Below are 25203 nucleotides of genomic sequence, written 5' to 3' on the forward strand. Positions count from 1 at the left end.
GCCGCCCACCTGCACCACCGCAGCGCGCGGACTTTACCCCCGGACACCGGTGCTGTACCCCCCGGGCTGACGACGCGACCGAGGGGAACGGACCGCACCACCTCAGGGACCGCAGCCGCTGAGACTAGATCGGCCACCCGAGGGAACCGCGCTAGTTTCCCTGAGGTTGCCGAGGCCCGCCGGAGGCCCGGCCCTTCATCACAGCTTTTGATCTTGCTGTTGATTTTGACTGTGCTCTTGTTCTGACTTGCTGGAGTTGAAGAGGCCTGAGGTGGGGCGGGGTCGTGAACGCGTGAACCGGCAGCCGACAAACACACCCACCACCCCGAACCCCGAACCGGCACAACTATGACCGAAGGCCGTAAAAGGCATTTAAAACCCACAGCCCAACCGCAACCCGGCCCACAAACTCCAGCCCCAGCAAACTCCAGCCCCAGCAAACTCCACCGCCAACGAATCCAGCCCGCCGACCGGCACATCGCGATCCACGTCGCGAAAACTCCCGGGCAAACGCTGCCTGATGCGGCGCTAGTACAGCGAGGTACCGCGCTCGGGGCGGCTCGCCGGCGTCAGGTACTCCGCGGGCATCTGGGCGTCGGGGGCCAGCGGGGGTCCCAGGACGGTCTGGCCCAGGCCCTCGCCGATCTTTGCCAGGCTCTTGATGTCGACGGCCCAGTCCTCCGGCTTCGGCTGCGACAGGTCCCAGCCGGCTGCGCGGAAGAAGTCCTCCATGCCCGAGGGGTTGCAGATGGTGAGGAGTTCGGCCTCCTCGGAGGTGAAGACGTAGCTGTGCGGGAGGCCGCGGGGCAGGAAGGCGGTGTCGCCTGAGGACAGTTCCCAGCGGTTCTCACCGGACCAGAAGGTGCCGGTGCCGGACAGGAGGAAGACGGTCTCGTCCTCCCGCTCGTGGACGTGGACCGGGGAGGCGACGCCGGCGCGCATGGTTGAGCGGAAGGCTGTGAGGCGGCCGTCGGTGGCGTTCGCGTCGAGCACGATGCGGTGGACGCTGCCGGCGATCCAGGCGATCTGCTGCTCCTGCCCCGCGCGTGTCACGTGCGCCAGAGTCATCGAGCACTCCCTCGTTTGTCGGCACCTGCCGGTGTGGACGTGAAGTGGGGTGGTCCCCCAGTTATCCTAGGACACTAATGGCCGACAGATGCGATAGAACCATGACACACGAACCTCTGATTCCCCTGCGCGCGGACGCCGCCCGAAATCGGGCGGCGATCATCGCGGCTGCCGCGGCGCTGTTCCGCAGGGACGGCGCGGATGCCTCGCTGGAGGAGATCGCGCGGGCGGCCAAGGTGGGCTCGGCGACCCTGCACCGGCACTTCACCAGCCGGCAGGCGCTCCTGGACGCGGTCTTCATCGGCGTCGTGGATCAGCTGTGCAGGGACGGCCGCGAGATCCTGGCCTCGGTGCCGCCCTCGCAAGGGCTGTGGACGTGGCTGGAATGGATCGCGATCCACTGTGCGGCGCAGGACGCGCTCGCGCGGTTGATCCGGGACGGCGCGGCGAGTCCGGAGTACCAGGCGAAGTCCGTTGAGGTTTTAGAGGAAACCGGCCGCGCGTTGTTGGACAGGGCGGTCGCCGCCGGTGCCGCGCGCGCCGATGTGTCGGTGACCGACCTGCTGACCGTCGTCAACGCCATCGCCGGGGCGGCGCGGCCCGGGGATGTGCATCGGCTGATGTCGCTCGTGCGGGACGGCGCCGTGCCGCGGGGTGAGGGTGATGGCGCGAAGACCGAAGCGGCCCCAGATCAGATCACTGATCTGGGGCCGGGGAGGGTCTGTCAACCCTGATAAGGCGCGATCATCTTCGAGAACTCATACGGCGTCTGCGTGATGTCGGTGCACTTCGACAGCGAACCGGTGCAGGCGTTGCCGTCGCGGGTGACGTCCCAGAACGCCAGCTCGCCGAGGTGCTGCTGTTCGGCGAAGGTGAGCAGTTGCTGCATGTCGCTCTGGTAGAACACCTCCGAGGAGTCGTCGTTCTGGCCGATCATCGGGGTGACGCCGATCATGTTCCAGACCTGCGCCGGGGTGAGCGCCGGGTACAGCGGCGTCAGCTGGTTGTAGAGGGACTGTGCGGTGTCGATGGCGTATTTGCCCATCTGGCCGCTGGGGTTGGGGGCCTCGATGTCGCCGAAGTCCATGGCCATGCCGTTCACCAGGGCGATCTTGGCGCCGTACTTGACCGCCGACTGCACCACGTAGAGGCCGTCGGAGGTGAGGCCGGAGGGCAGGATCGGCAGGGTCAAGGTGACGGTCAGCGGTTTGCCGGCGGCTGCGGCGCTCTGCTGGAGGGCGGCGATGGCCTGGGAGCGGCGGTCGATGGAGGCCGGGTCGGCGACCGCGGAGCCCTCGATGTCGAAGTCGATCTGGGTGAGGTTGTAGGCGGTGATCGCCGACTGGTAGGCGGCGGTCAGGGACGGCACGTCGGTGCAGGACTGCGCGAGTTCGGTGCCGGCCTCACCGCCGAAGGACGGCTTCACGTCGCCGCCGATGGCGCGCAGGCTGGCGATGTCGGACTGTTCGAAGCCGGCGGACATGGCGTAGGCGTTGAACCAGCTGGGGCTGCAGGTGGCGGTGCCGTTGACGATGAAGCCGAGGGAGAACTGGCGCAGGCCCGTGGTCTCGGCGATCTGCGTCAGGTCCGGGGTGGGCCAGGCGCCGATGTCGACGAACGGCGCCGCGACGCCGGGCAGGTGCCCGCCGCCGGTGTTCGCCAGTGTGGTGGCGCTGACCGCCGCGCTGGGTGCCGACAGGTTCCCGGCCTCGTCGTAGGCGCGGACGGTGAACGAGTACGACGTGGAGGGCGACAGGTTCGTGACGGTCGCCGCGGTGCCCGGGGAGGTGGCGACGATCGTCGAGCCCGAATACACGTTGTAGCCGGCGACCGTGACGTTGTCGGTGGAGCCGGTCCAGGACAGGGACGCGGCGCTGGAGGTGGTGCTCAGGACCGTCAGCGCGGACGGCGCGGTGGGGGGCTTCTGGTCCGCACTGCCGTCACAGGGGTCTGAGTTGAGCTGGCAGGCGGAGGGGTCGGCGTAGGTGCCGGAGTAGCTGGCGTCGAAGCCGATGGTGACCGAGGCCCCGGCCGCGATCGTGGTGTCGAAGGACTGCGCGGCGACGGTGTGGGTGGTGCCGCTGACGGTCTCGGTGCCGCCCCACATGCTGGTGACGCTCTCGGTGGCGGGCAGGGCGAACTGGAGCGACCAGGTGTTCAGCGGGACGGTCATCGGGTTGGTGATGACGTACTGGCCTTGGAAGCCGCTGCCCCAGTCGGAGATCTTGGAGTAGACCGCGGTCGGGAGCGGGGTGGCGGCGGCTTTGCCGGCGGCCGGGGCGGTGCTGTGGGCCGCGGCGGTTTCGGCGGCGGCCGACGTGGCGCCGGGGGCGGCCGTGGCCGCGGGGGTGGCCGAGGCGGTCGGCGTGGCCAGCGCCAGACCGGCCGCCACCAGGGCACCGGCGGCGAGGGCAGCGACCGGCAACGGCCGTCGTCGCGACGATATGCGCATCAGTTCTCCTCCTCCTACCGCGCCGGTGCTGCTGCGGTCGATCCGCTGAACGGGTTGGCGATGATGGTGACGCTGCGGTGCTGCACGCCCCAGCCGTTCGCCTGGGTGCCGGGGAGCCAGACGTCGACGGTGTCGTTCTGGATCCAGGTGCCGATGTCGGCGGCGTAGCAGGTGCCGTAGCCCGGGACGGTGAAGTAGGTGCCCCACGGGATCACCCGCGGGTCGACCGCGCACACGCCGAGTTGGGCGTTGTAGCCGGAGGCGGTGCTGCCGCCGTCGTTGTAGGAGGTGACCATCATGGTGATGGTGCTGCCGACCGGGGTCTGCCAGGGCACCACGGCGCCGTCGGTGTTCAGCACGTAGGGGGCGGACATCTGGCCCAGCGAGGCGTCCGAACCGCTCTGGTCGCTCATCGCCTCGAAAGAGTAGTAAGCGTTCTGACACGGCGCGGTGTCGACCGCGGTGAGCGCGGGCTGGCCCCAGTCGGTGACCCAGGCCACGGACTGCCCGTTGCGCCACACCCGGTAGGCCTGCGCGCCGGGCACGCGGTTGAAGGTGATGGTGACCTGGTTGCCGGTCAGGGTCCCGGTGACCCCGCCGGGCGCGGGCAGCCGGTTGGCGGCGAAGTTGACGGGCTGCGCGGTCTGCAACGGCGGCACCCAGGGCGTGTCGGTGCGCGTCGGCGGCGTGACGTTCGTCCAGAACGGACAGGTCGGCAGCCCGGAGGTGCCGTCGGCGCGGGCCGGCTGCGCGCCGGCGACCCCGGCCGCGCCGAGCGCGGTGACGGCCAGGGCCAGGGCGCCGAGCAGCGCCCGGATCCGGCGTCCCGGCCGGCGGTTCGGGGCGTGCTCGGGTATTCGTCGCCTGATGGGGAACGAGCTCATGGTGTGCTCCAGTGACGTCGGATGGCGGGTGGCTCCGGAGCCGCAGGGGTCATAATTGGACTAGACCACAGGGCTGTCAAGGGAGTCAGGACCCTTCGGAGGCCACAAGGGTCGGGCAAGGGAAGCGGCGCCGGTCCGCGCGGCGAACCCGGACCACGACCGCGAGTCCGGCCAGCAGCCAGACGGCGCCTTGGGCGGCCAGGACCGGGATGGTGCCCAGGCGGCTGCTGAGGTAGCCCGCGGCCACGGTGCCGATCAGCACGGCGAGGCCTTGGACGGCGCCGAGCGCGCCGAACACGCGTCCGCGGAACGCGTCTTGGACGCCACGCTGGAGCAGCGTCATCATGCCCGCGGCGGCCAGGGCCGAGGGCAGGCCCACGACGATCATGCCGACGACGGCGGGCCACAGCGCCACATAGACGACGGGATACAGGAAGATCGCCAGATCCACGGCGCCGAAGGCCACGGCACCGTAGCCCAGGAGGCGCGAAGCGGATATTCGATGGCTGATGGAGGCGGCGAATATGCCCCCTGTGATACCGCCCACGGCTTGGGCCGCGGCGAACAGGCCGAACTGTCGGCTGGTGCCGTGCAGGGTGTGTTCGACGAACGGCGTGACCAGGGTGGCGAAGACCCCTTCGCCCATGCTGGTCACCAGGCCGAAGAGCATCAGGGCCCGCAGGGTCCGGCTCTTCCCGACGAGCGCCAGCCCGGCCCGCAGGTCCGTGGCCACGGTCGCCAACCGCGTGCGCGAGGCCGCTTCGCGGGCCACGCGGCCGCTGGTCCGGAGCCCGGCCAGCAGTGCCGCGGAGACCAGGAAGCTGGCCGCGTCGGCGATGGTGACGGCGGCCAGACCGCCGAGGGCCGCGAGGACCCCGCCGAGGGCCGACCCGGCCAGCCGCGCCACGTCCCCGACCTGCCCGCTGATCGCGTTGGCGGTCGGCAACCGGTCGTCGGGCACGAGCCTGGGGATCATCGCCCGCTGCGCCGGTGAGAAGAACTGCTGGACCGCGCCCTCCCACACCAGGACCAGATAGACGATCCACACGTCCCCGCGACCGTGCACGGCCAGCAGCGGCAGCAGCCCGGCGGCCAGGAGCAGGTCGGCGTAGACCATGGTCTTCTTGCGGTCCCAGCGGTCGGCCAGCGTCCCGGCGACCGGGCCGAGGAGCACCTGGGGCACTCCGGCCGACAGCATGGTGAACCCGGAGGCGACGGTCGAGCCGGTCATCGCATAGACCTGATACAGCAGCCCGATCAGCAGGATCCAGTCGCCGGACATCGATATGAGGCCGGCGGACAGGGCCAGCCGCAGATCGCGGTGTGCGGCCAGGACGCGCCATGTGGTCCGCACCTCAGGCCTCTGATCCTGACGCTGATTCTGGCTCTGCTCCTGATTCTGACTCTGACTCTGACTCTGATGAAGACGCACGCGCCGGGGCGGCCGCCGGGGCCGGGGTGGGCACCGCGAAGTAGGCGAGGTCCACCGGCACCGAGCCGTCGGGCCGGGACGCGGCGTCGCCGATGGGCCGGGCGTCGGTGTGGCGGCGGACCATCGCCTCGAACTCGGCGGTGATGGCCGACAGTTCGTCGGCGGTCAGGTAGACGGTCGCGGTCGCGACGCCGGAGCCGTCGAGCCATTCCCCGGGCCAGGTGTGCCGGCTGCGCCGCCAGCGCGTGAACCCCTCGATCACCCGCTCGGCGATCACCTGCTCCAGCACCTCGGTCGCGGCGGTCGCCTCCGGCGTGGGCTGCGCGTCAGGCCACTGGTAGCCGTCTTCGACCGGCCGCCAGGGGCGCTCGCGCTTGTCCTTGCCCGGGATCTGTTCGATGAAGCCGTACTTGGCCAGCAGCCGCAGGTGGTGCGAGGCCACGCCGTGGACGAGGCCGAGTTCTCGGGCGACCTCGGCCGTGGTCGCCTGCCCGCGCCGGCCCAGGGCGGCGAGCAGGTCCAGGCGCAGCGGGTGGGCCAGGGCCCGGATGACGACCGGGTCGTTGAGGAGCCGGCCACGGTGCGGAGGTTGTGCGGGCTCTGATTCCAGGGACATGCCTGGATTCTTGAAGCAGCGCCGCGAGATGTCAAGTAAGTGCCTGGAATCGAAGTGCCGCGCGGCAGGCTCGATCGGCAGCGAACGACCCGTCGTCCTAGCGCCGCACCCCTTGCCGCACCCGTGCGGCCTGCCGCGCGAGGTAGTCCCGCTCCGGCACGTTGGTGGCCGCGTGTGAGGCCTCCGCATACAGGTCAGCAGCCTGAGACAGGTCGCCGGCGCGTTCGTGGAGGTAGGCGGCCACCGCCGCGTGGCGCGGGACGTCGGGGGCGACCTCGGCGAGCGCCTTCAGGCCCGCCTGTGCCCCGTCGGCCTCGCCCACGGCGACCGCGCGGTTGAGGCGCACCACCGGGCTGTCGGTGAGGGCCAGTAGTTCGTCGTACCACTCCACGATCTGCACCCAGTCGGTCTCAGTGGCCTGGGATGCGTCGGCGTGCAGTGCGGCGATGGCCGCCTGGGCCTGGTACTCCCCCAGCCGGTCGCGGGCCAGGGCGGTTTGCAGGATCGCCACGCCTTCGGTGATCAGGGCGGTGTCCCAGCGTGCGCGGTCCTGTTCGGCCAGCGCGATGAGCTGGCCGCCGGGGCCGGTGCGGGAGTCGCGGCGGGCGTGGTGCAGCAGCATGAGGGCCAGCAGGCCGGCGACTTCGGGGTCGTTGTCGGTGAGGGCGATGAGTTGGCGGGTCAGGCGGATCGCTTCGGCGGCCAGGTCTACGTCGCCGCCGTAGCCCTCGTTGAAGACCAGATACAGCACCCGCAGGACGGTGGCCAGGTCGCCGGGCTGGTCCAGCGGCAGTCCTTCGATGCGGCGTTTGGCGCGCACGATGCGCTGCGCCATCGTCGCCTCCGGGACCAGGCAGGCCTGCGCGATCTGCCGGGTGGTGAGTCCGCCGACGGCGCGCAGGGTCAGTGCGACGGCTGCGGCTGAGGGCAGGGTCGGGTGCGCACACAGGAAGTACAGCCGCAGGGTGTCATCGGCGGCCGGGACGGCTCCGGCCGGCGGTTCGGCGTCGATGACCAGCTCGCGCCGCTGGCGGGCGGTCTCGGAGCGGGCGGCGTCGACGAACTTGTGCCAGGCGGCGGTGACCAGCCAGCCCTTCGGGTCCCGCGGCGGGTCCTCGGGCCAGACCTGGAGCGCGCGGATCAGCGCCTCCTGGACGGCGTCCTCGGCCGAGGAGAAGTCCGCTCCTCGCCGGACGAGGACGCCGATCACCGCCGGGACCAGTTCCCGCAGCTGCGCGTCGTCGTTCACTCGGCGGTCTTGGGGGCCTCGGCACCCATGAAGGGCCGGACCTCCAGCCACTCATACAGCGGCTCCCCGCCGGGGCCGGGCGCCGCCGACAGCTCGCCGGCGAGCTCGACGGCGCGGTCCCAGGAGTCGACGTCGATGATGTACCAGCCGGCGATCACGTCCTTGGTCTCGGCGAACGGGCCGTCGGTGATCGGGAGCCGGCCCTGGCCGCCGTAGCGGATGAAGGCGCCGGCCGGGGACAGGCCCTGCACGTCGACAAACTCGCCGGTCTCCTCCAGCCGGGCGCCGAAGTCGCGCATGAACTGCATGTGCGCGTCGATTTCTTCGGGGGTCCACTGGTCCATCGGCGGGTAGTCCACGGCCGGGGTCGGGCCGCCCTGGTAGTGCTTGAGGATCAGGTACTTCATGATGCTTCTCCTTATGACTGTGTGTATGGCTGTGTGTTCATGACTGTGTGTTCTCGTCGAGCTCGACGATGATCCCTTCGGGGCCGCGCAGGAAGCACATGAGGTAGCCCTGGAAGCTCTCGACCGTCCCGACCGTGTCGTAGCCCTTGGCCCGCAGGTCGGCCAGCAGGTCCTGAAGCCCCTCGACCTCGAAGCAGATGTGGATCAGGCCGAGCCGGTTCGACGCCGGGGCGTGCGGGCCCAGCTCGTCCGGGCAGGCCAGGTGCTTGACCAGTTCGATCTGGCTGTGGCCGTCGGGGGTGCGGACGAAGACCACGTCGGACATGGGCTCGGCCAGCCCGATGATCCGGCCCACCATCTCCCCGCCGACCTTCGCCTCGCCGACCGGCTCCATCCCGAGCGCGAAGAAGAACTCCTTCGCGGCGTCCATGTCCTCGACGTTGATGCTCACGTGGTCCATGCGCCGGATCCTGCCCATGACAGCTCTCCTCGGTGTCTCACGCGGCCCTGTGCGGCCGCTCGTGCCCCTGGGACGGAGCCGGCCCGGCGTTCTCGACACCGGGCAGGAACCACTATCCAAGAACCGCCGAGACATCTCGCGCGATCACCAGCTGTATGGACCGAAACGTCCCCAGCACAGCACCGCGGCCAGCACGGACAGCACGAGCGTGACCGCCACGCCCTGCGTCTCGCCGCGCCGCAGGTGCACGCGCGCGCCGAGCAGCATCATGACCCCGAGCCCGAGCGCGGCGGTCGGGGTCAGCGGGGTCGCGACGCCCAGCGCGGCCGGCAGGATCAGTCCGAGCGCGCCGGCCAGTTCCGCGCCGCCGATGAAACGGATCATCGGCGGCGAGTAGTCGGCAAGTGCCGGGGCTTTGACGATCACCTTGTCCTTGGGCTGGAAGGCCTTACCGAGGCCGGACAGGGCGAACAGGGCGGCCAGCGCCGCCTGCAGGATCCACAGGAAGATGTTCACGTTCCCCGGGACGAGATGGCCCGGCGGATCGTGACACCGCCGGGGATCAGCAGCGCCCCGGCGGCGTCTTGAGCCTCAGCGCTTGAGGCTGAGTGCTTGAGGCTGAGCGCTTGAGGCTGAGTGCTTGAGGCTGAGTGCTTGAGGCTGAGTGCTTGAGGCTCAGTGCTTGGGCCTCAGCGCTTGAACCCGACCCCGCCATCGAGCCAGATCGTCTCCCAGTCCTCGCGCACCGCCCCGTCCGGCCGCCACAGCGGCAGCTGCACCAGGCCGGGCTCGACGAGCTCGAAATCACCGAACAACGCGGCGATCTCCTCGTGCTCGCGCACGGTGATCCGCGACTTCGCGTTGTCCCAGCCCTTGCGGGCGGCCGCGGAGACCTCGGGCTGGCCGCCGTCGGTACCGTGCGAGATGACCAGGGCGCTGCCGGGGACCAGGACGTCGCGGAACGCGGCGGCGATGCCGGCGGCGTCCTCGTCCTCGGCGACGAAGTGCAGCAGCGCGACCATCAGGACCGCCACCGGCTGCTCGAAGTCCAGCAGCTCGCGGACCTGCGGGTGCTCCAGGATCGACTTCGGTTCGCGGACGTCAGCGAGCACCACCGTGGTGTGCTGCTCATCGCCGGCGAGCAGGGCGCGGGAGTGGACGGCGACGATCGGGTCGTAGTCGACGTAGGCGACCCGGGCCTCGGGCTGGATGGCGCGCGCCACCTCGCCGGTGTTGCCCGCACCGGGCAGGCCGGTGCCGATGTCCAGGTACTGGGTGATCCCGGCCTCGGCGAGGTGGCGGACGGTGCGGCCGAGGAAGGCGCGGTTCTCCAGCACCATGGCGCGGGCGGCGGGGTTCCCGCGCATGGCCACCTCGGCGGCCTCGCGGTCAACCTCGAAGTGGTTCTTGCCGCCGAGCATGTAGTCATACATCCGGGCGGGGTGGGCCTTGGTCTGGTCGATCTCGGGGGGCAGCCAGTCCGGCAGCAGCGGTCCGGTGGACGGGCCCAGTTCCTCGGTCATGCGGTTGCCTCGGTCATGCGGTGTGGCCCTCCCAGATCGGTGGCGGTGGGGTGGCGGGTGCCTGTGGTGCGCAAGATTATCCGATGGTCATCGGGTCCTGATACCGCGGCCTCATCGTCGTCCCGCGGCCCGCGGTGGCAGTGCGAGCAGGGGCGATGTCCAATGGGTGAGGCATGGGACGTTCAATGGAACGCATGTTCGAGTAGAGTGCGTTCGAGCTGAGGTATCCCGCGAGGTTGAGGAGGAGTCCGGTGGACATCGTCTTGTTCGGCGCGACCGGCATGATCGGTTCGCGGATCGCCGCGGAGGCGGCGGCCCGGGGGCACAACGTGACCGCGGTGTCGCGGTCGGGAGCACAGCCGGACGGCCAGAGCGCGCGCGTCGCCCCGGCCGTCGGCGACGCCGGCGACCCGGCCCGGGTGGCCGAGCTGGTCAAGAACGCCGACGTGGTGGCCGCCGCCCTGGTGGGACCGCGTGACGGCACCGACCCGCGCGGGCCCCTCGTGCGGCTCTACACGGACTTCCTGTCCGGCGTCCGCGACGGCGGCGCACCCCGCACGGTGATCGTCGGCGGCGCCGGCACGCTGCTGGTGGCCCCGGGCACCCGCCTGGTCGACCTGCCGGACTTCCCGGACACCTACAAGCCCGAGGCCCTGGCCCACGGCGCCGTCCTGGACATGCTGCGCGCCGACCCGGCCCTGCCGACCTGGACCTACATCTCCCCCGCCCCGGAGATCGGCCCCGGCACGCGCACCGGCGAGTTCCGGCTCGGCGTGGGCGACGATCTCCTGCCCGACGCGGGCCACATCAGCGCCGAGGACTACGCGATCGCGTTCGTGGACGAACTGGAGTCCGGAGCGCATCCGCGACAGCGGCTGTCGGTCGCTCAGTCAGTCGCCCAGCCGGTCGCCCAGAAGGCGTAGAGCGGGAACCGACTACAGCGGCCGCCCCGCACACCAGCGCGCACAGCGCGAAGAACGCTCCGCTGCCCCAGCGCGCAGCCACGACGCCGACCAGCGGGAACAGCAGCGGGCTCAGCCCCAGCGTGCACAGCGTCGTCACCGACGTGACCCGGCCGAGCAGGTGCGGGGCGGCCACCGTCTGCAGCCGGGCGTTGGTGACGACCATCGTCACACCGGTGGTGGCGCCGAGAGCGGCGGCGACCGCGATGGCGCCGGGCCGGCCGAGCGTGCCCCAGGCCAGAAGCAGCACCGCGGTCAGCATCAGCGATCCGGCGATCATGGGGCGCGGCGGGTACCGGCGGTCGGCGCGCGCCGCCAGGATCGCGGCGGCGGCCACACCGCCGACGCTGAACGCGCCGAGGATCCAGCCGGCGGTGGCGCCGCCCCAGTGCCGCTGGGTGACCAGGATGACGACGGCGACGGCGATCGGTCCGCTGAAGCACAGCTCGCTCAGTCCGATGACGATGACCAGGCGGCGTAGCTCGGTATGGCGCCGCACGTATCGCAGTCCTTCGCCGAACTGCTGCCACAGGCTTTGTCCGTGATCGGATAGAGCGGCTGTGCGAGGTATCCGCAGGGTCAGGAGTAGCACCAGAGACGCGCCGAAGAGCAGGCTGGCGGCCAGGAACGACGCGGACGCGCCACCGACGCCGAGGACGGCTCCGGCGAGCACCGGCCCGGCCAGGTTGGCGGCGCGCACGGCCAGCACCCGCATCCCCTGCACCCGCGCCAGCAGGTCCGCGTCGACGAGCACCGGCGGGAGGGCTCCGACCGCGGGCATGAACAGCGCGTCGACGGCGCCGAAGCCGACGGCCAGCGCCGCCAGCGCCCCTTCGTGGACCCGGCTGGCGACGGCGAGCGCCGCGCCCAGGACCAGAGCGCAGCGCACCAGGTCGCTGCCGATCAGGACGCGCCAGGGCCCGAAGCGGTCGGCGACCACACCGCCGCCGAGCATCAACAGCACTCTGGGCACCGCTCCGGCGGCGAGGATCAGGCCTGCGGCGGCCGGGCCGAGGGCGCGCGAGGCGGCCCAGGACAGGGTGATGAAGTAGACGGAGTCCGCGGTGACCGAGCAGGTGTAGGCCGCGAGCCAGCGCAACACGCTGCCGTTCATTGCCTTGGCCGTGTTCAATGCCTTGGCCGTGTTCAATGCCTTGGCCGTGTTGATTCCCTTGGCCGTGTTCATCGTCTTGGCCGCGTGTTCATTGTCTTGGGCGCGGTTCGGGTGGCAGCTCTGGCGGCGGCAGCGCGTGGATGTGCAGGGACACCGGCCGCGCGTCGGGTTCTTCCGGCAGGTCGCGGTAGCGGTCGATCACCGCGACGAGGTCCCGTTTGAGCTCGGTGAGCTGCGCTGGGGTCAGGCGCAGGGAGCGTTCGCTGGACATGGTGACGTTCAGCCAGTCCTGGGACAGGTGCGGGACGTCGGCTGCGTAGCGGCGCAGGGCGTCGCCAGGAACTCCTCGGACACGCCCACATCGGCGTCACCGCCGACGTCTACGCCCATGTCCGCCTCCGAATCCAGCACGACGCCGTCAACCGACTGTCCGACGCGCTCGGCACCGAACCCAAACCGCCGCCAACCGAGTGACCTGACGGCAACCGTCCACCGACGTTGCCGTCAAAAGTAGCCGTCAAGGCCCAAAGCGAAGCACCACTGAAGCATACTCAGCGGTGCTTCGCTTTATTGATATGCCAGCAATAGTCGTAGCATTACGAAGGCTCAGAAATCCGTTGGGAAATAGACGCTGAAATCATATCCCGTGATACTAACGAGCTCACGCAGATATCCGGATTCACCAAACCTCCGGCACCTGCCATTGAACGGACAACGGGCGTTGCCCTCCACTATCGACGAACTCCTTAACTGCTTGGCGCACAAGTTCAATCGGAACTTCCGAGCGATCCGGGAACTCTGTCAGCTGACCCATGATCAGGTAAGCTGCCTCGCTTTGCCCATTCGATGATCCTTGAGTCACCAGATTACCTGAATCTGCATCCATGAACGCAAGAACACCTACCGGACGATCCCTATTTACCCCTATCAGCAACTCGTGATCAGGGTATCCGGAAGGAAGAAGCGAGCGCTCCAATGAATGCAGTTGGGCCATATTGTGGTACGCCGGACCCGTAAGGAGCGACTCGATCAGAGTATCGACATCCTCGCTGGTGGTGAGTATCACCGGCTCCTTGCCATGATCCCGTCGGTACCGCGCCTCTACACGGTGCTGCATCATCCGGCTCCTCCATAGACCTGTGAATCCCATCCCCCGTTCCCGTCAGGCCAGTGTACGGTAAGCGTCCGATCGCCGAGGATAGTGCCCAGAACATCGTCACAGCCGAGCGTCACCGTACAGGGGCCAGCCGGGTTGTTAATCACAAGATTCGCGTTGTCGATCCCATCTCGTATCATGGTCGCCGCAAACTTCTGTTCGACGTCACTGGCGCGAGCGGAATTCGCCGCCCCCGGCAGCCGTCCCGCTGCACGAAGTCTATCGTTGACTATCTGCAGCAAATCGGAGTCGGCAGCCTTGTTTCCACTCACCAGATCATAAGAGGTGCCGTCCGCGGCAACTCCAGTGCCCGATGTGGCGCCACCTGCATATTCCGGAAGTCCAGCACCCACTTCTGCCGAATTAAAGCAGCTGGAGGAATTGTGAACCAATACCGGCGTAGCGCCCGCGACCACATAGTACGTGTGAAGCCCGTCTATCGTCAGGTCGTACGTGACCATCGAGCTTGTGTAGTTACGTACGACCAGTACAGTAACGGTCTCGGCGTCATCCGTTTGGAGGCGATCACCGGGCTTGAGCTGCGCGGCGCTGACGAAAGCCTTCGCAGTCAAGTCGTAGTACGGGTGGTTCTGGGTACCCGTGATCTTTTTTGGCCCATTGCGGGTACTGACGGTTACGTCGCTGAAGTCCGTGTCGGTCAGCGTCTTGTGTATTTCGTCGACGCGATGGTGTTCGACCGCACCCCCTGGTTGGGCGTCTTCGATCTCGTCGCCTACCGCAACGTCTTGAATTGGCTTTCTAGCGCCATCGGCCATGAGTACATCGGTGTTGGCCGCGAACGAGTGCGCCCCCGTTGGGCAGCTGGCGGCGTCTTCACCATCGATGGATTCCTCGAATTGGCGACCGAAGCCCGCCACCTCAGCAGCACCTTCGCCGAGCGCGGTACCGGCCTCAAGAGCGCCGGTGAAGCTCATACCACGGTATAGCCCCGAATAGTCCGCTGTGACGCCGGACGCCGTGGTGTAGATCGTGTTGTCCCCGGTAGCCCCTGCGGAAATGCTGATGGCTGCTGGGCCGACGTTTTTGTTGGTCGGACCGCCGAAATTTGAAAGCGCAGTTCCTAGATCGTCCTGTTGGCAGGTGCCGTTGAGGGCCGAAGCGCAGGCCTTAGCCCAATCTCCGTTTTCATCGGCCCCGTTGTCACCAGCTGCCGCCTTAGCCCAAGCGTCGTAATAATCCATGAAATACTTGCTTTGACCGCTAACCCAAACATGCGCCGAAATCTGGTACATCTGTTGGCCGTTAACGACGGGCGTGGTGCCGCCATCACCGAGGCGGGATACACCCTCTGCGCCGGAGGGATCAGACGCGTTGACCGGGTCGTTGCCCGTATAGGCGTAGCCCCCCATGGCTTGTGGGCTAGTACCTTGGAAGACAGGGTCTGCGGAGATGAAGCGTCCGGTGTTCGGGTCGTATTTGCGAGCACCAATGTCTACGAGCCCTGTTGTGGTGTCGGTGGTTTTTCCGAGAAACGTGTGGTCGTCCGGCCATGTGGTTGCGGCCTTGCCCCGGGCTTCTCCGTAGGGCGTGGTGTAACGGCGTGCGACTATCTGGCCGTTAGCGGCGTTGATGGTGGTGTCGCCGGTGCCTTGGCTGTCGGTGACTTCGTAGGTGATGGCGCCGCTGCTGGAGACGGTCATCGTTGCGGCGTTGGGATAGTTGTAGTAGCGGTTTCCGGAGACGGCGCTGCCGGTGAGGTGGATCTCGGCATCGTCCAGGTACAACGTGACGCCGGCATTTGCGCCGCCCGTGTCGCGGCGGATGAGCTGGCTACCGTCCGCGTCGTACAGGTACGTAGAGGAGTCGTTGGCGCTGGAGTCGGTGACCGTGGCCAGGCGGTCTTCGGCATCCCAGGTGAGGGTTTCGTTGGGGCCCGCTGCGAGTTGGCGGCTGGTGGTGTTGCCTGAGCCGTCGTAGTTATAGGTGTCGGTACCGGTGGTCGGCCCGGTGCGGGTGACTTGGCCGAGCAGGTGAGGGCCGTTGCCGCCAGTGGTGGCTGCCCCTGCGGTGTTGGTGGTTCCGGCGCTTGGGTAGTTGCTGGTGGCTGTGGTGTCGTTGGTGGTGTTGCCAGCGGGATCGTAGTCGGTCTGGGTGGAGCGGTTGCCGGTTTGCGCGCCGTTGCCAAGGCCCGCGACGCCGGTGGCGTCGAAGGTCCAGGCCTGCCAGTAGGCGGCGGGGCTGGGCATTTGGCCGGTGGCTGTGCCGGTGATCTGGCCTGCCTGTGCAGTAGCCGCGGTGGGCGGGTTGTTCTGGGTCGATGATGCGCAGGAGCCGAGGCCGCCGACCGCAGCGGTGGGCTTGGTCGGGTCTGTGGTGGCAGCCGGTGTCTGGTCACCGGCGTCGGTCCAGGCGTTGGTGAGACGACTTGCGTAGTCGTAGGTGAAGCACTGGTTGTCCCGGGCTTGCACGCCGGGCTTGTAGGAGCCGGTGACGTTCTCGTTCTGCAGGTTAGTTGTCGAGGTCAGGCGGGCTGCGGCGTCGTAGGTGTAGGAGACGTCGTCGATACCGTATTTGTTGAGCTGGGCGGTGTTGTTCGGGTCCGTCCCGGCGCTGGCGTCGGTGAAGGTGTTGGTGATGCGGTTGGTGGCCTGGTCGTACAGGTTTTGGGTCACGACCTGGCGCGGGTAGTCGCCGACGGTTCGGGACAGGATCTTGCCGGTCTGGTCGTATTGCGTGTCTAGGACGTCGTCATTGGTGCCGTTGGCTTGCAGCAGCAGGCCGTCGGTGTTGTAGGCGTTGTAGACGGTGTCCGCCGGCAGTCCCCCGACGGCAGGCAGATCGAGGTGATCCAGCGCCCCCGTGTTCGGGGTGTAGTACATGTTGGTTTGATAGGTGCCTGCCAGCGCGCCTTCGGCACTCGGGATCACAGTCTTTGTGCCGGTGGGCCGGTAGTCGGTGTCGTACCCGGTGGTCTGCATGATGTAGGCGTTGCCGTTGGCGCCGCCGACGTAGCGGATGGACGCGTCGGGCTGGCCCTTGTCCAGACTGTCGAAGGTCCAGGCCGCCAGCTGCGAGCTGGGGTTGGCGATCGCGGTGGTGCGGGCCTGAGCCAAGGTTGTGCGGTCAGTGATGGTGCCAGCGTCGTATTCGCCGGTTTTACGGTTCAGGTTGTCGTAGGTGTAGGCCAATGCGTGGCCGCGACCGTCGGCGGTCGCGAGCAGGAGCCCTGCGGGGTCGGACACGGTGGTGGTGGTCCCGGTGTCCGGGTCTGTGGTGGTGACGTTGTGTCCGGCCAGGTCGGTGACGTCGGTGGTCCAGGTGTTCTTCTTGGTGGCGTCGGTGACCGTTGTGGCAGTGCCCTCATTGCCGCCTGGGTTGTAGGTGAACCCATAGCTGGTGACATCGGCGTGGGCCGAGTTGCCGTCTGGCGCGATCGGGTTGCCTGCGGCGTCGTGGTAGGTCCACAGCGCGGTGGTGCGGCCGCGGACGTCAGTGAAGGTGGAGGATCCGCCCGCGGTGGACAGGCCGTTGCCAGCCGGGGAGGTGACGTCGGTGCGATCCATGCCCGGGTAGGCGGTGGTGGTGACGGCGCCGGGTATCGGCTTGCCCATTGACTGCTGGGTGACCGTCAGCGGCCTGGACATCCCGTCGAAGGTCGTGACGCTCTCGGAGGGCATGGTGTTTTCTGCGAATTGCAGCCACTGTCCGCTGGAGGCTGGGCCACTGTCCCAGTGCGGATTGTAGGTCTTGTACGCCCGACCGAGGCTGTCGTATTGCTGATCGCTGATGACCGTACCGGCCGAGCCGTCGACCGGGGTGGACTGGGTCTGCACCGCGTCGCCGAACCCGTCGAGCTCTGAGAACGATTCGCCGTAGGACCCGTTTTCCCGCAGGGCCTCGGTTTGCACGAAACTGTTCGGCGGCGGGGTCGTCGGCGGGGCGCCGCCGTTGAGCACCGTCGGCGCTACACCGACCAGGCTGTAGGTGAACCGCTTGTTCGGGCTCGAGGCGGTGAGATGGTCGGGCAGCCAGACGGAGGTGAGCCTGCCCATTCCGTCGTAGTACTGGTAGGTGGATCTGCTATTGGCGTCGGTGGTTTGCTCGACTACTTGCCGGCCTTGCTCCATGGTTTGGCTGGTAGCCCAGCCGGCTGGGTTTGTGGTTTGGATACTGGTCGGTAGTTCGTAGTGGTCCGGGGTGTAGGTGGTCTGGGTGGTGTTGTTGTCCGGATCAGTTGTGGAAGTGACACGGCCGTAGTTGTCGAATGCCGAGCTCGTGGTGATCCATGTCAGGTTGCCGGAGGCGTCGACGTTGCTTGCCTTCTGCACGCTGGTTGGATCCGCCGGACCGAGGATTACACCGGGGGTGGTCGATCCGTCGAACAGGGTTTGTTGTGCCGAGACGAGGTTCGCCTTGGTCGGCGCGGTTCCTGTTGTGCATGTTCCGCCAGACGGCACGGTCATCGTGCTCTGCCAGTAGGAGACTGCGGTGTGCTCCAGGTCGCTCTGCTCGGTGGCGTACTTGGTGGTGGTGCACAGTTCCTGAAGGGTTCCGTCGTTCTTGTCGTCGGTGAGGATCAGGTGGCCGTTGCCACCGACGGTGCCGGTCGTGAAGTTCGGCAGGCTGTTGTCATAGGTGTAGTCGATCTCTGCACGGCGGGTTCCAGTGCTTACCTGGTCGTACGTGACCTTTTTGGCAGCTTCGTCGAAGTGCGCGCGTTGTTCAGGCAATCCCGGCGGCCGGGGGTGGTCTGCTGTGACAACGGTCATGGGATCGACTGGCACATTCACCACATCGGAGAGGACAGTCGAGGAGTTGTCGGCAGCGAACGTCTGGACTTCGACTGGCTGTCCGGCCAGGGCGTTGTCGTCGCGAAGCCCGGGATCCCCCGCCTTGAACACGTCGCCGTGGTTGTCGTTCACCCACACGTGCCCCGAGGAGTCTTGGAACGGGTAGGAGGCGTTGCCGTCCTGGTCCATGCCGCGGAAGTACGTGGTCAGGATCTTGCTGTTACCACCTGCTGACGCAGCACCGGTAACGGTCTGTACTTGGGAGAAGCCTCGGAACTGGTCAAAGGTGCGGTAGGCGGCGTCAGCTTGTTCGGAGTCGTTCGTGTGCCACACCGGTGTACCAAGGAAGGTGTAGTTGGAGACCCGGTCTGGCGAGATTCCTGTCGTGTCCACAGTCCGGACAGACGTCACGATGTATTTGTTGAACCAGTCCAGCGTCGGCGCCGTGGCGTTGGGCTGCGTCCAGTACTCCGGATAACACAAGGTATTGTTCGCAGTCACCGTCGGCGCAACTGAGGTGCCGCAGTCGAAACTCGTGCCGCCCGGATTTCCCAGCCCATAGGTGACCTCGACAAGCGAACCGAGGGTGTCGCTGATCCGGTCCAGACGTAGTCGCTGGTAAGCCGTGCCAGCAAGGTAGGGCGAGGCCTTCGCCCGGTTGGGCATGAAGGTGCCATGGGTGTACACCTCTGGATCGGTGGACTTGGCAAGGTATCCGTCGCGATTCACTACCCACCCGGTGTGGGTGATGCCAGCCAGCCACATAGACGGCCGGTCATCGGTGGAGCCGCCGGTTACGGCGTTGAACTGGTGCGGCAGACCGTACTCGTCTACCGGCTGATATTCGCCACTGCTACTGCTGTGCACGTTGGTGGTGATCTGCGACAACTGCTCCGTGTTGAAGAATGTCGGCGTGTAGTCGGTACAGGCCGCGCCACCGCTGGTACCGTCCACAGTCCCGGCCGCAGTGCAGTGCTGGTCGAACGGTGTATCCACGAACGCGGCAGCATTCGCCGAAGTGATTCCGGTGGAAGCAATACCGTCAGCAACGGTCACCGCTGCGGTTGGGCACAAGGAGCTATATCCGGCCTCGCCGCTATCGGAGATACAACGTGCAGCTGGGGTGAACACCACGTTCTCAGCTGGTGGGAAGACAGCGATATGCGGCCGCAGGCCTTTGGCAGTTGCGGCTGCGGGGGGCGGCGTCCAGCTGACGTTGCTGGTGTCCCAGCCGTAGTCGATCTGGGCCAGGTAGCCGCCGGCCTGGTATTCGGTCGGGCTCGCGGTAGTGCCGCGTAGGTAGAAGTTCTCTTCCCGGGCATAGGTGTAGCGGGTCAGGTTCTCGTGTGAGTCGACGACGAAGTCCAGGTTCCACCGCCAGCCGGTCCGGCACACCGACGGATCCGACTTCGTCGGGTCGGCACAAGCTGCTCCAGCCGGAGACCCGGCGCCGAAAACCGGCACACCCCAGGCCGAGTAGGTGGGGTCCCCGCCGCCGTCATAGGGCAGCCGATTGGCACCGAAGTAGTACTGGGTGCCGTCAGTGGTGGTCACCCGCCAGTACTGGCCGCCGTCGCCGGTGTTCCCGTTGCTCGCACCCGACAGCAGCTCCACTCGGGATCCGTCGTCCCCGGCGATCCGCCAGGCGCCCGTGGTTTGGTCCTTGACCAGTTCCCCGCTGCGGCCACCGAAGGAGATCGTGGCGTTGGGGGTCCCCCAACACTCATCGCTCGACGTTGGGAACCCGGCCTTCGAACACGGCTTGTAGGAACGCTCGATGTAGCCGGGGCTGTAGTCCCAGCCATCGCCCACCCATGAGCCTTGCGCGTTGGACACCGAGGTGCGGCCATCGATACTGGCAGAGTCGTAACTCAACGCGATCGTGGGGGTGGCGCCGCCGAGTGCGGGCGGTACAGCGATCGGATAGCTGTAAGTGAATGACCCCTCGTTGCCGCCTCCGGACCAGGTGTCCGAATCCTTCAACGGTGTTGCCGAATAGTCGCCGTTGGCTCCACTTGGCCCCGACGTCGCGGCCAGCACGATCGGCGCGTTGGTTTTGGAGCCAGCCTGCCCGCTTGCATCGGCTGCACCATCGGCGGGGACGGTAACCGTCGCGACCAGCCTGTGATGTGCGCGGTCGTTGGTGAACGTGACAGGCGTCTGGGTGCGACAGGCTGGCACCTTCGGAGTGGTCAATGCACAGCTCGGCAGAGCGACCAGCTTCAGCCGATCAGCGAAGTTGCCGCCGAAGGCATCGGAGAATCCGGAGTAGTCCAGCGCGACCTGCGCTGGTGCCCCGGTCTTCGCGCCATCAGCCCGCACCAGCGTCATCGCCACAGCGCTGGCCCCGGCACTGGATGCCGTCGAATGATCAGCGATCGCCACTGTGACCTTCGGTGCTGGAGTTGTGGCGGACGAGCGCGCAGCACCAGGCTGCCCTGCTGGGGCTGCCGCGATACTGACAGGCGTCCCCGGTACGGGAATCAAGGACCCTGTCTGACCGGCTCCCCCAGCCGGGGACCCGGCATCAAGGTGGGCCGATGCCGACGACAGATCGACCACGACCGAGGCGGCCTTCGGCCAAACCGTCGGTGGGACCGTGTACCCCGCCATCGGCTGAACCGCGGCAGCAGAATGAACCGTATTGCGGCTCACAGCAGCGATGGACGGCATCTTCGTCACTGGCCGTGGCTGCCACACCTTCGGGTTGTGCGGCCCGTGGGCCGCCCCGATCGCTGCTGGGCCGGACACCACAGCCAGTCCCATGGAACCGATCGCTACACACGCTGCGAGATAGCGCAGCCGCCGCTGCACAGCGCGGGAACTGTTCGACGAACCCCATGCCCCCACCAGGCACCCCCTGAGATGATCAAATCGTGCCAAAGCACCGCCTAAAGCGATCAAGGCGGCGCGAGGGACGATAGCCAGACTCGAACAGATCGTCCACATACGGACCTTGACTCAACGCCCGTTTATAACGATTCAGCTCAACCATTTGGCTACCTAGCGTCATATCAGTGTTCTGATACAGGTCGGTTTCGACTGGTTTAGACCACCGAGATCATCTCGCAGCGTGAATCTGTCACTGTCATCTATAACGATTTCGACAGCGTAGATCGGTTGTCGACCCTTGATCCGCCCCGTAGGTTGCGCACGCGCGCACGCTGGCGCGCGTTCAGCGCCGAGGAGGACCGTTGATGGAACCACTGTCACGCACGCGCAGAAGAGCCAGGAGGCTGACACAACCGGCTTTCATCTGCATCGCTAGCATCAGTCTCTTGTTATCTGCGGCAAGCACGGCCGCGGCCGCCGTCCCCGCCGCAGGCAGACCCACCCCTGCACCGCCGAAGCACACAGCCAGCGGCCATGTCAAGCAAGGATCAGTAACACCGCACGCCACGGCGACGGGAGCAAACCCGCCCACGTTTCAGTCCGCTGTCTTCCCTGGGATCGGCCAGCATCTGTCGTCCTATCCGCAGACCGGCACCGCCGGAACCATCACGGTCAGCGCGACCGCGGCGACCACGCCGATCGACCATTTCCTCTGGGCACTCAACGCCACCGCCAACGACGCAGGCACCGGAAACTGCACCAACCTCACGGACGCCGCCTGCGGCACCGCCGCAGCGACCGGCGGCTTGAACGCCACCGCGACGATCAGCCTGGCTACCGGTACCGGCGACGGCGAACGCTGGGGCACCAACACCCTCTACGCAGCCGCCGTCGACAGCGCCGGCAACATCTCGCCGTACGCCCGCTATGACTTCTTCCTGGCGCAGGCCTTCACGCCGGTATCCTTCGGCAACGTCACCGGCGACGGCATCCCCAACCTGATGGGGGTGGACGCCAGCGGCAACCTGGTCGTATACCCAGCCAACCTGGACCCGGCAGGATCCGTCAACGCGATCCAAGCCGCCACGGCCACGGCCGCCCCCAACGGCAAGAGCTGGGCCAGCGCTCTGTTCACACACCGCGGCTCCGAACGGGTCCAGCCCACCGACGACCTGTTCGCCTGGGACGCCGACAGCGGCGGAAACGGCCACCTCTACTACTACCTCAACTCCCAGATCGCGTCCGCGACCACTCAGCCCGGCTATCAACCGCCGCTGACTCCCGACCAGTTCAGCCAGACCCAAAGGGTCACAATCACCCGCCCGACCTGTACCCCCTCCATCCAAACCGGCCTGTGCGCCGGCTACGACTCGACGTGGAACAGCGTCAAGCAAGTCATCGCACTCGGCCCGACCAACGGCGGCTGCACTATCACCGCCCCCACCACCGCATGTAAAACCAGCCTGATCACGGTAGAGAAGGACGGGACCGACGCCACCCGAGTCTGGCTGTTCTCCCCCGCAGGCAGCGGACAGCTCCGCAACCCGATCCTGCTATCCACCTCCACCCCAGACTGGGACTGGTCCACCGTCCAAGTCATCGCACCGGGCAACGCCACCGGACACCCCGGCGGTCCCGGCGGACTATCCGACCTGTGGGCCAAGGCCCCCGACGGCACACTGTGGCAATTCGCCAACCACTCCGACACCGGCACCCTGGGCTCCGGACTCGCAGACCTCACCGCCCGCCAACAACTCGGCTCCACCGGCGAATTCAGCCACTACACATGGATCTCCTCAGCCGGCGACCTCAACGGCGACAGCCACCCAGACCTGTGGGCCATGACCCCCGACGGCCAGATCAACGTGATCAACGGCCCCATCGGCACCGCACTCGGAGCCCAAACCCTGACCAGCGCTACCGCTGTCGGCTGGAACAGCACCTCCGGCACCACCAAACTGCAAGGCCAAGCCGCCAACACGATCGCCGGACAGGTCCTCTCCAGCATCACCGGCGGCCCCAGCGGACAACGCTGCCTCGACGACCTCCAAGGATCGCTCACCCCGGCGACCGCGGTCATCGAACTGTGGGACTGCAACGCCACCTGGCCCCAACAATGGTCCTTCGCCGCAGACGGCACCATCCAGCTCATGGGCTCAGCACCCGCCACTCCACCCAACCTGTGCCTGGATACCGGCGGCCAGCTGGCACAGGGCACGAAGATCACCCTGAACTCGTGCGGCGGCGCCACTGACGGCTTTCAGACCTGGCGCCTCCTGCCCTCTCCATCCGCCGCCAGCAAATACTGGATCTTCAACCCGGCCTCGGGGCTCTGCCTGGAGGACACTCAAGCATCCACGACCAACGGCAACCCACTGCAACTCGACCAGTGTCTCGACAATGCAGCACAGCAATGGGCACTACCCACCGGGACCAACGAAACCCAGACCGCAGAAGCCGAATCGATGACGGGCACGGCAGAAAACGGCACCATGCAGATCCAAACCAGCTGCTGCGGCGTCAACTGGTCCAACGGGGCGCAAGAATTCTTCACCAGTACCGTCAGCGACGCGTCCCTGACACTCAACTACTACGTTGCCAACGCAGGTGACTACCAAGTCGCTCCAATCTTGACCATGGCCCCGGACTACGGTGAATTCGACCTCGTGGTGGATGGCCAACAGCTAGGGCGCGAATACGACAGCTTCCAGGCATCCGGAGTATCCGCCAAGGTGGTCGACCTCGGAGCATTCACGCTAGCCGCCGGTACACACACCTTCTTGTTCCACGTCAATCTTACGAACCCGGCCTCAACTGGAAATCGATACAACCTCGGTGTGGACGCACTCAACCTCATCCCGATCACAGGCTTCGGCCCGACCGCAGGACTAAGCCTAAGTCCCACCAGTGGTGTCACACCTTTAACCATAACGGCAGACGCTTCGTCTTCCTATGGCGGTAACGGCAGGCTCGCCAGCTACACCTTCGACTTCGGCGACGGAACAGCCGCCGTCACAACAACCACCCCGACCGCCACCCACGTCTACGGGACCGCAGGCACCTATAGCGTAAAAGCCACTGCTACCGACTTCGAAGGTAACCCGGGCAGCACAACAACACTAGTCACGCTCACTGGCGGCCCCACCGGATGGTGGAAACTAGCCGACGGCGCCGGCAGCACCGCCGCAGACTCCAGCCCACCCGGCAACCACCCAGCCACGCTGTCAACGTCCGGAGTGTCTTGGGGAACCAGCTACGCCACCTTCGCAGGAACCGGCGGAACCATCAGCACCACCGGGCCAGTCCTCGACACCACCAAATCGTTCACGATAGCCGCCTGGGTGAACGCCGCGTCCCTTGGCACAGGCACCCAAACCGTCCTGGTCCAACAGGCCGGCACCGCCTCCGGCTTCTACCTGGAATACAACGGCTCCACCTGGCAGTTCGCCCGCGCCCTTTCCGACACGACCAACTCCTCCACCGCTAGCATCGCCGCCGGCTCGCCAGCGGTCGCAGGCGTTTGGGCTCAGCTGATCGGCACCTACGACGCATCGGCTGGCACGATGACGTTCTACGTCAACGGACAACAGGTAGGTACCGCGACCGATACCAGCCCCATCGCCTCCACCGGGCCACTGGTCATCGGACAAGGCTTCTACAACGGCACCCCTGACAACTTTTTCAGCGGCTCCGTCGCCGACGTTCGCACCTACCCGAAAGCCTTCGACCAGACCCTGGCAAACTGGCTCTACACCAGCTCTGGATTCACCACTCCGCCGATAGCTGCACTTTCAACCCCGGCATCTACGACAGCGGGCGCGAGTATCACTGCCGATGCGTCAAACACAGCACCAGGCGCACCGCCCATCACCGGCTACGTCTTCGACTTCGGCGACGGCACAGTCCTGCCATCTCAAACCGCCGCGACAGCTACCCACATCTACAACACCCCCGGCACATACACAATCAAAGTGACCGCAAGCAACGCCACCGGCTCCTCCACCACAACTAGCAACATCACCGTCACCAACGGACCTGCCAGCCACCGGAAACTCAACGGCAACAACGTGGCAACGGCTCAAAACTCGGCGGGAGCCAACACAGCCAGCCCCTCCTACGCCGCAGCAACCTGGCCGACATACCACAGCGCCGCGGCATTCAATGAAGGCTCAGGCCTCGGCAATCTCTAGGCCAACGCCTCCATCATGATCCCGGACAACACAAGATCTTCTACAGCATCGAGCTGAGCCCGGATCGACCCGAACTCGCCCTCCGGCGTTGGCTCCGTCTTCGGCGA

17 protein-coding genes and 1 pseudogene are annotated in these 25203 nt (G+C 66.9%); 4 read left to right on the forward strand and 14 right to left on the reverse strand.

Annotated elements, in window-relative coordinates:
• Nucleotides 1–528: 528 nt before the first annotated feature.
• A complete protein-coding gene (locus tag KGQ19_RS00200; protein ID WP_212006950.1) occupies nucleotides 529–1068 on the reverse strand; it encodes a cupin domain-containing protein in 540 nt (179 codons plus the stop codon).
• Between the two features lie 101 nt (nucleotides 1069–1169).
• On the opposite strand from KGQ19_RS00200, the gene KGQ19_RS00205 reads away from it, so the two are divergent.
• Nucleotides 1170–1802 (forward strand): TetR/AcrR family transcriptional regulator, encoded by a 633-nt coding sequence (locus KGQ19_RS00205; RefSeq protein WP_212006951.1) that lies wholly within the window; start codon nucleotides 1170–1172, stop codon nucleotides 1800–1802.
• Here KGQ19_RS00205 and KGQ19_RS00210 read toward each other — a convergent pair.
• From KGQ19_RS00210 to KGQ19_RS00250, 9 genes are all read right to left on the reverse strand, one after another.
• Nucleotides 1793–3520 (reverse strand): cellulose binding domain-containing protein, encoded by a 1728-nt coding sequence (locus KGQ19_RS00210; RefSeq protein WP_212006952.1) that lies wholly within the window; start codon nucleotides 3518–3520, stop codon nucleotides 1793–1795. The genes KGQ19_RS00205 and KGQ19_RS00210 overlap by 10 nt on opposite strands.
• 14 nt (nucleotides 3521–3534) lie before the next feature.
• The gene (locus tag KGQ19_RS00215; RefSeq protein ID WP_212006953.1) at nucleotides 3535–4404 is read right to left on the reverse strand and encodes a 3D domain-containing protein; all 870 of its coding nucleotides are present in this window, start codon (nucleotides 4402–4404) and stop codon (nucleotides 3535–3537) included.
• A gap of 85 nt (nucleotides 4405–4489) precedes the next feature.
• Complete coding sequence (locus KGQ19_RS00220; RefSeq protein WP_212006954.1) at nucleotides 4490–5758, reverse strand: MFS transporter; 1269 nt, start codon at nucleotides 5756–5758, stop codon at nucleotides 4490–4492.
• A gap of 1 nt (nucleotide 5759) precedes the next feature.
• Nucleotides 5760–6452, reverse strand: coding sequence for a helix-turn-helix domain-containing protein (locus KGQ19_RS00225; protein ID WP_212006955.1), 693 nt, complete (start codon nucleotides 6450–6452; stop codon nucleotides 5760–5762).
• A gap of 97 nt (nucleotides 6453–6549) precedes the next feature.
• On the reverse strand, nucleotides 6550–7701 hold the full coding sequence (locus tag KGQ19_RS00230) for an RNA polymerase sigma factor (RefSeq protein WP_212006956.1): 1152 nt from the start codon (nucleotides 7699–7701) through the stop codon (nucleotides 6550–6552).
• The gene (locus KGQ19_RS00235) at nucleotides 7698–8111 is read right to left on the reverse strand and encodes a YciI family protein (protein ID WP_368862033.1); all 414 of its coding nucleotides are present in this window, start codon (nucleotides 8109–8111) and stop codon (nucleotides 7698–7700) included. The genes KGQ19_RS00230 and KGQ19_RS00235 overlap by 4 nt, the downstream gene beginning before the upstream one ends.
• 34 nt (nucleotides 8112–8145) lie before the next feature.
• Nucleotides 8146–8586: a VOC family protein gene (locus KGQ19_RS00240; protein WP_230417997.1), complete on the reverse strand. Its 441-nt coding sequence runs from the start codon at nucleotides 8584–8586 to the stop codon at nucleotides 8146–8148.
• A gap of 126 nt (nucleotides 8587–8712) precedes the next feature.
• On the reverse strand, nucleotides 8713–9084 hold the full coding sequence (locus KGQ19_RS00245; RefSeq protein WP_212006958.1) for a DoxX family protein: 372 nt from the start codon (nucleotides 9082–9084) through the stop codon (nucleotides 8713–8715).
• 173 nt (nucleotides 9085–9257) lie between these two features.
• Nucleotides 9258–10091, reverse strand: coding sequence for an SAM-dependent methyltransferase (locus KGQ19_RS00250; protein WP_212006959.1), 834 nt, complete (start codon nucleotides 10089–10091; stop codon nucleotides 9258–9260).
• A 251-nt stretch (nucleotides 10092–10342) separates the two neighbouring features.
• Between KGQ19_RS00250 and KGQ19_RS00255 the strand changes: the two genes are divergently transcribed.
• Nucleotides 10343–11014: an NAD(P)-dependent oxidoreductase gene (locus KGQ19_RS00255; RefSeq protein WP_212006960.1), complete on the forward strand. Its 672-nt coding sequence runs from the start codon at nucleotides 10343–10345 to the stop codon at nucleotides 11012–11014.
• Here the strand turns inward: KGQ19_RS00255 and KGQ19_RS00260 are convergent.
• Together KGQ19_RS00260 and KGQ19_RS00265 are read right to left on the reverse strand one after the other, a co-directional pair.
• Nucleotides 10899–12167, reverse strand: a complete 1269-nt coding sequence (locus KGQ19_RS00260; protein WP_212007091.1) for an MFS transporter — start codon at nucleotides 12165–12167, stop codon at nucleotides 10899–10901. The two genes, KGQ19_RS00255 and KGQ19_RS00260, sit on opposite strands and share 116 nt — an antisense overlap.
• An 88-nt stretch (nucleotides 12168–12255) precedes the next feature.
• Entirely contained in the window at nucleotides 12256–12438 is a 183-nt protein-coding gene (locus tag KGQ19_RS00265) for a hypothetical protein (protein ID WP_212006961.1), read from the reverse strand.
• A 65-nt stretch (nucleotides 12439–12503) separates the two neighbouring features.
• On the opposite strand from KGQ19_RS00265, the pseudogene KGQ19_RS53600 reads away from it, so the two are divergent.
• Nucleotides 12504–12641, forward strand: a pseudogene (locus KGQ19_RS53600) (site-specific integrase); the annotation flags it as partial.
• A gap of 205 nt (nucleotides 12642–12846) precedes the next feature.
• Here KGQ19_RS53600 and KGQ19_RS00270 read toward each other — a convergent pair.
• Complete coding sequence (locus KGQ19_RS00270) at nucleotides 12847–13287, reverse strand: Imm1 family immunity protein (protein ID WP_212006962.1); 441 nt, start codon at nucleotides 13285–13287, stop codon at nucleotides 12847–12849.
• Nucleotides 13284–20459 (reverse strand): RHS repeat-associated core domain-containing protein, encoded by a 7176-nt coding sequence (locus tag KGQ19_RS00275; RefSeq protein WP_212006963.1) that lies wholly within the window; start codon nucleotides 20457–20459, stop codon nucleotides 13284–13286. Before KGQ19_RS00275 ends, KGQ19_RS00270 begins: the two co-directional genes overlap by 4 nt.
• Nucleotides 20460–21352: 893 nt before the next feature.
• Between KGQ19_RS00275 and KGQ19_RS00280 the strand changes: the two genes are divergently transcribed.
• Complete coding sequence (locus KGQ19_RS00280; protein ID WP_212006964.1) at nucleotides 21353–25096, forward strand: PKD domain-containing protein; 3744 nt, start codon at nucleotides 21353–21355, stop codon at nucleotides 25094–25096.
• Nucleotides 25097–25203 lie beyond the last annotated feature (107 nt).

The sequence above is a fragment of the Catenulispora pinistramenti genome, from assembly GCF_018274385.1.
Classification (GTDB): Bacteria; Actinomycetota; Actinomycetes; order Streptomycetales; family Catenulisporaceae; genus Catenulispora; species Catenulispora pinistramenti.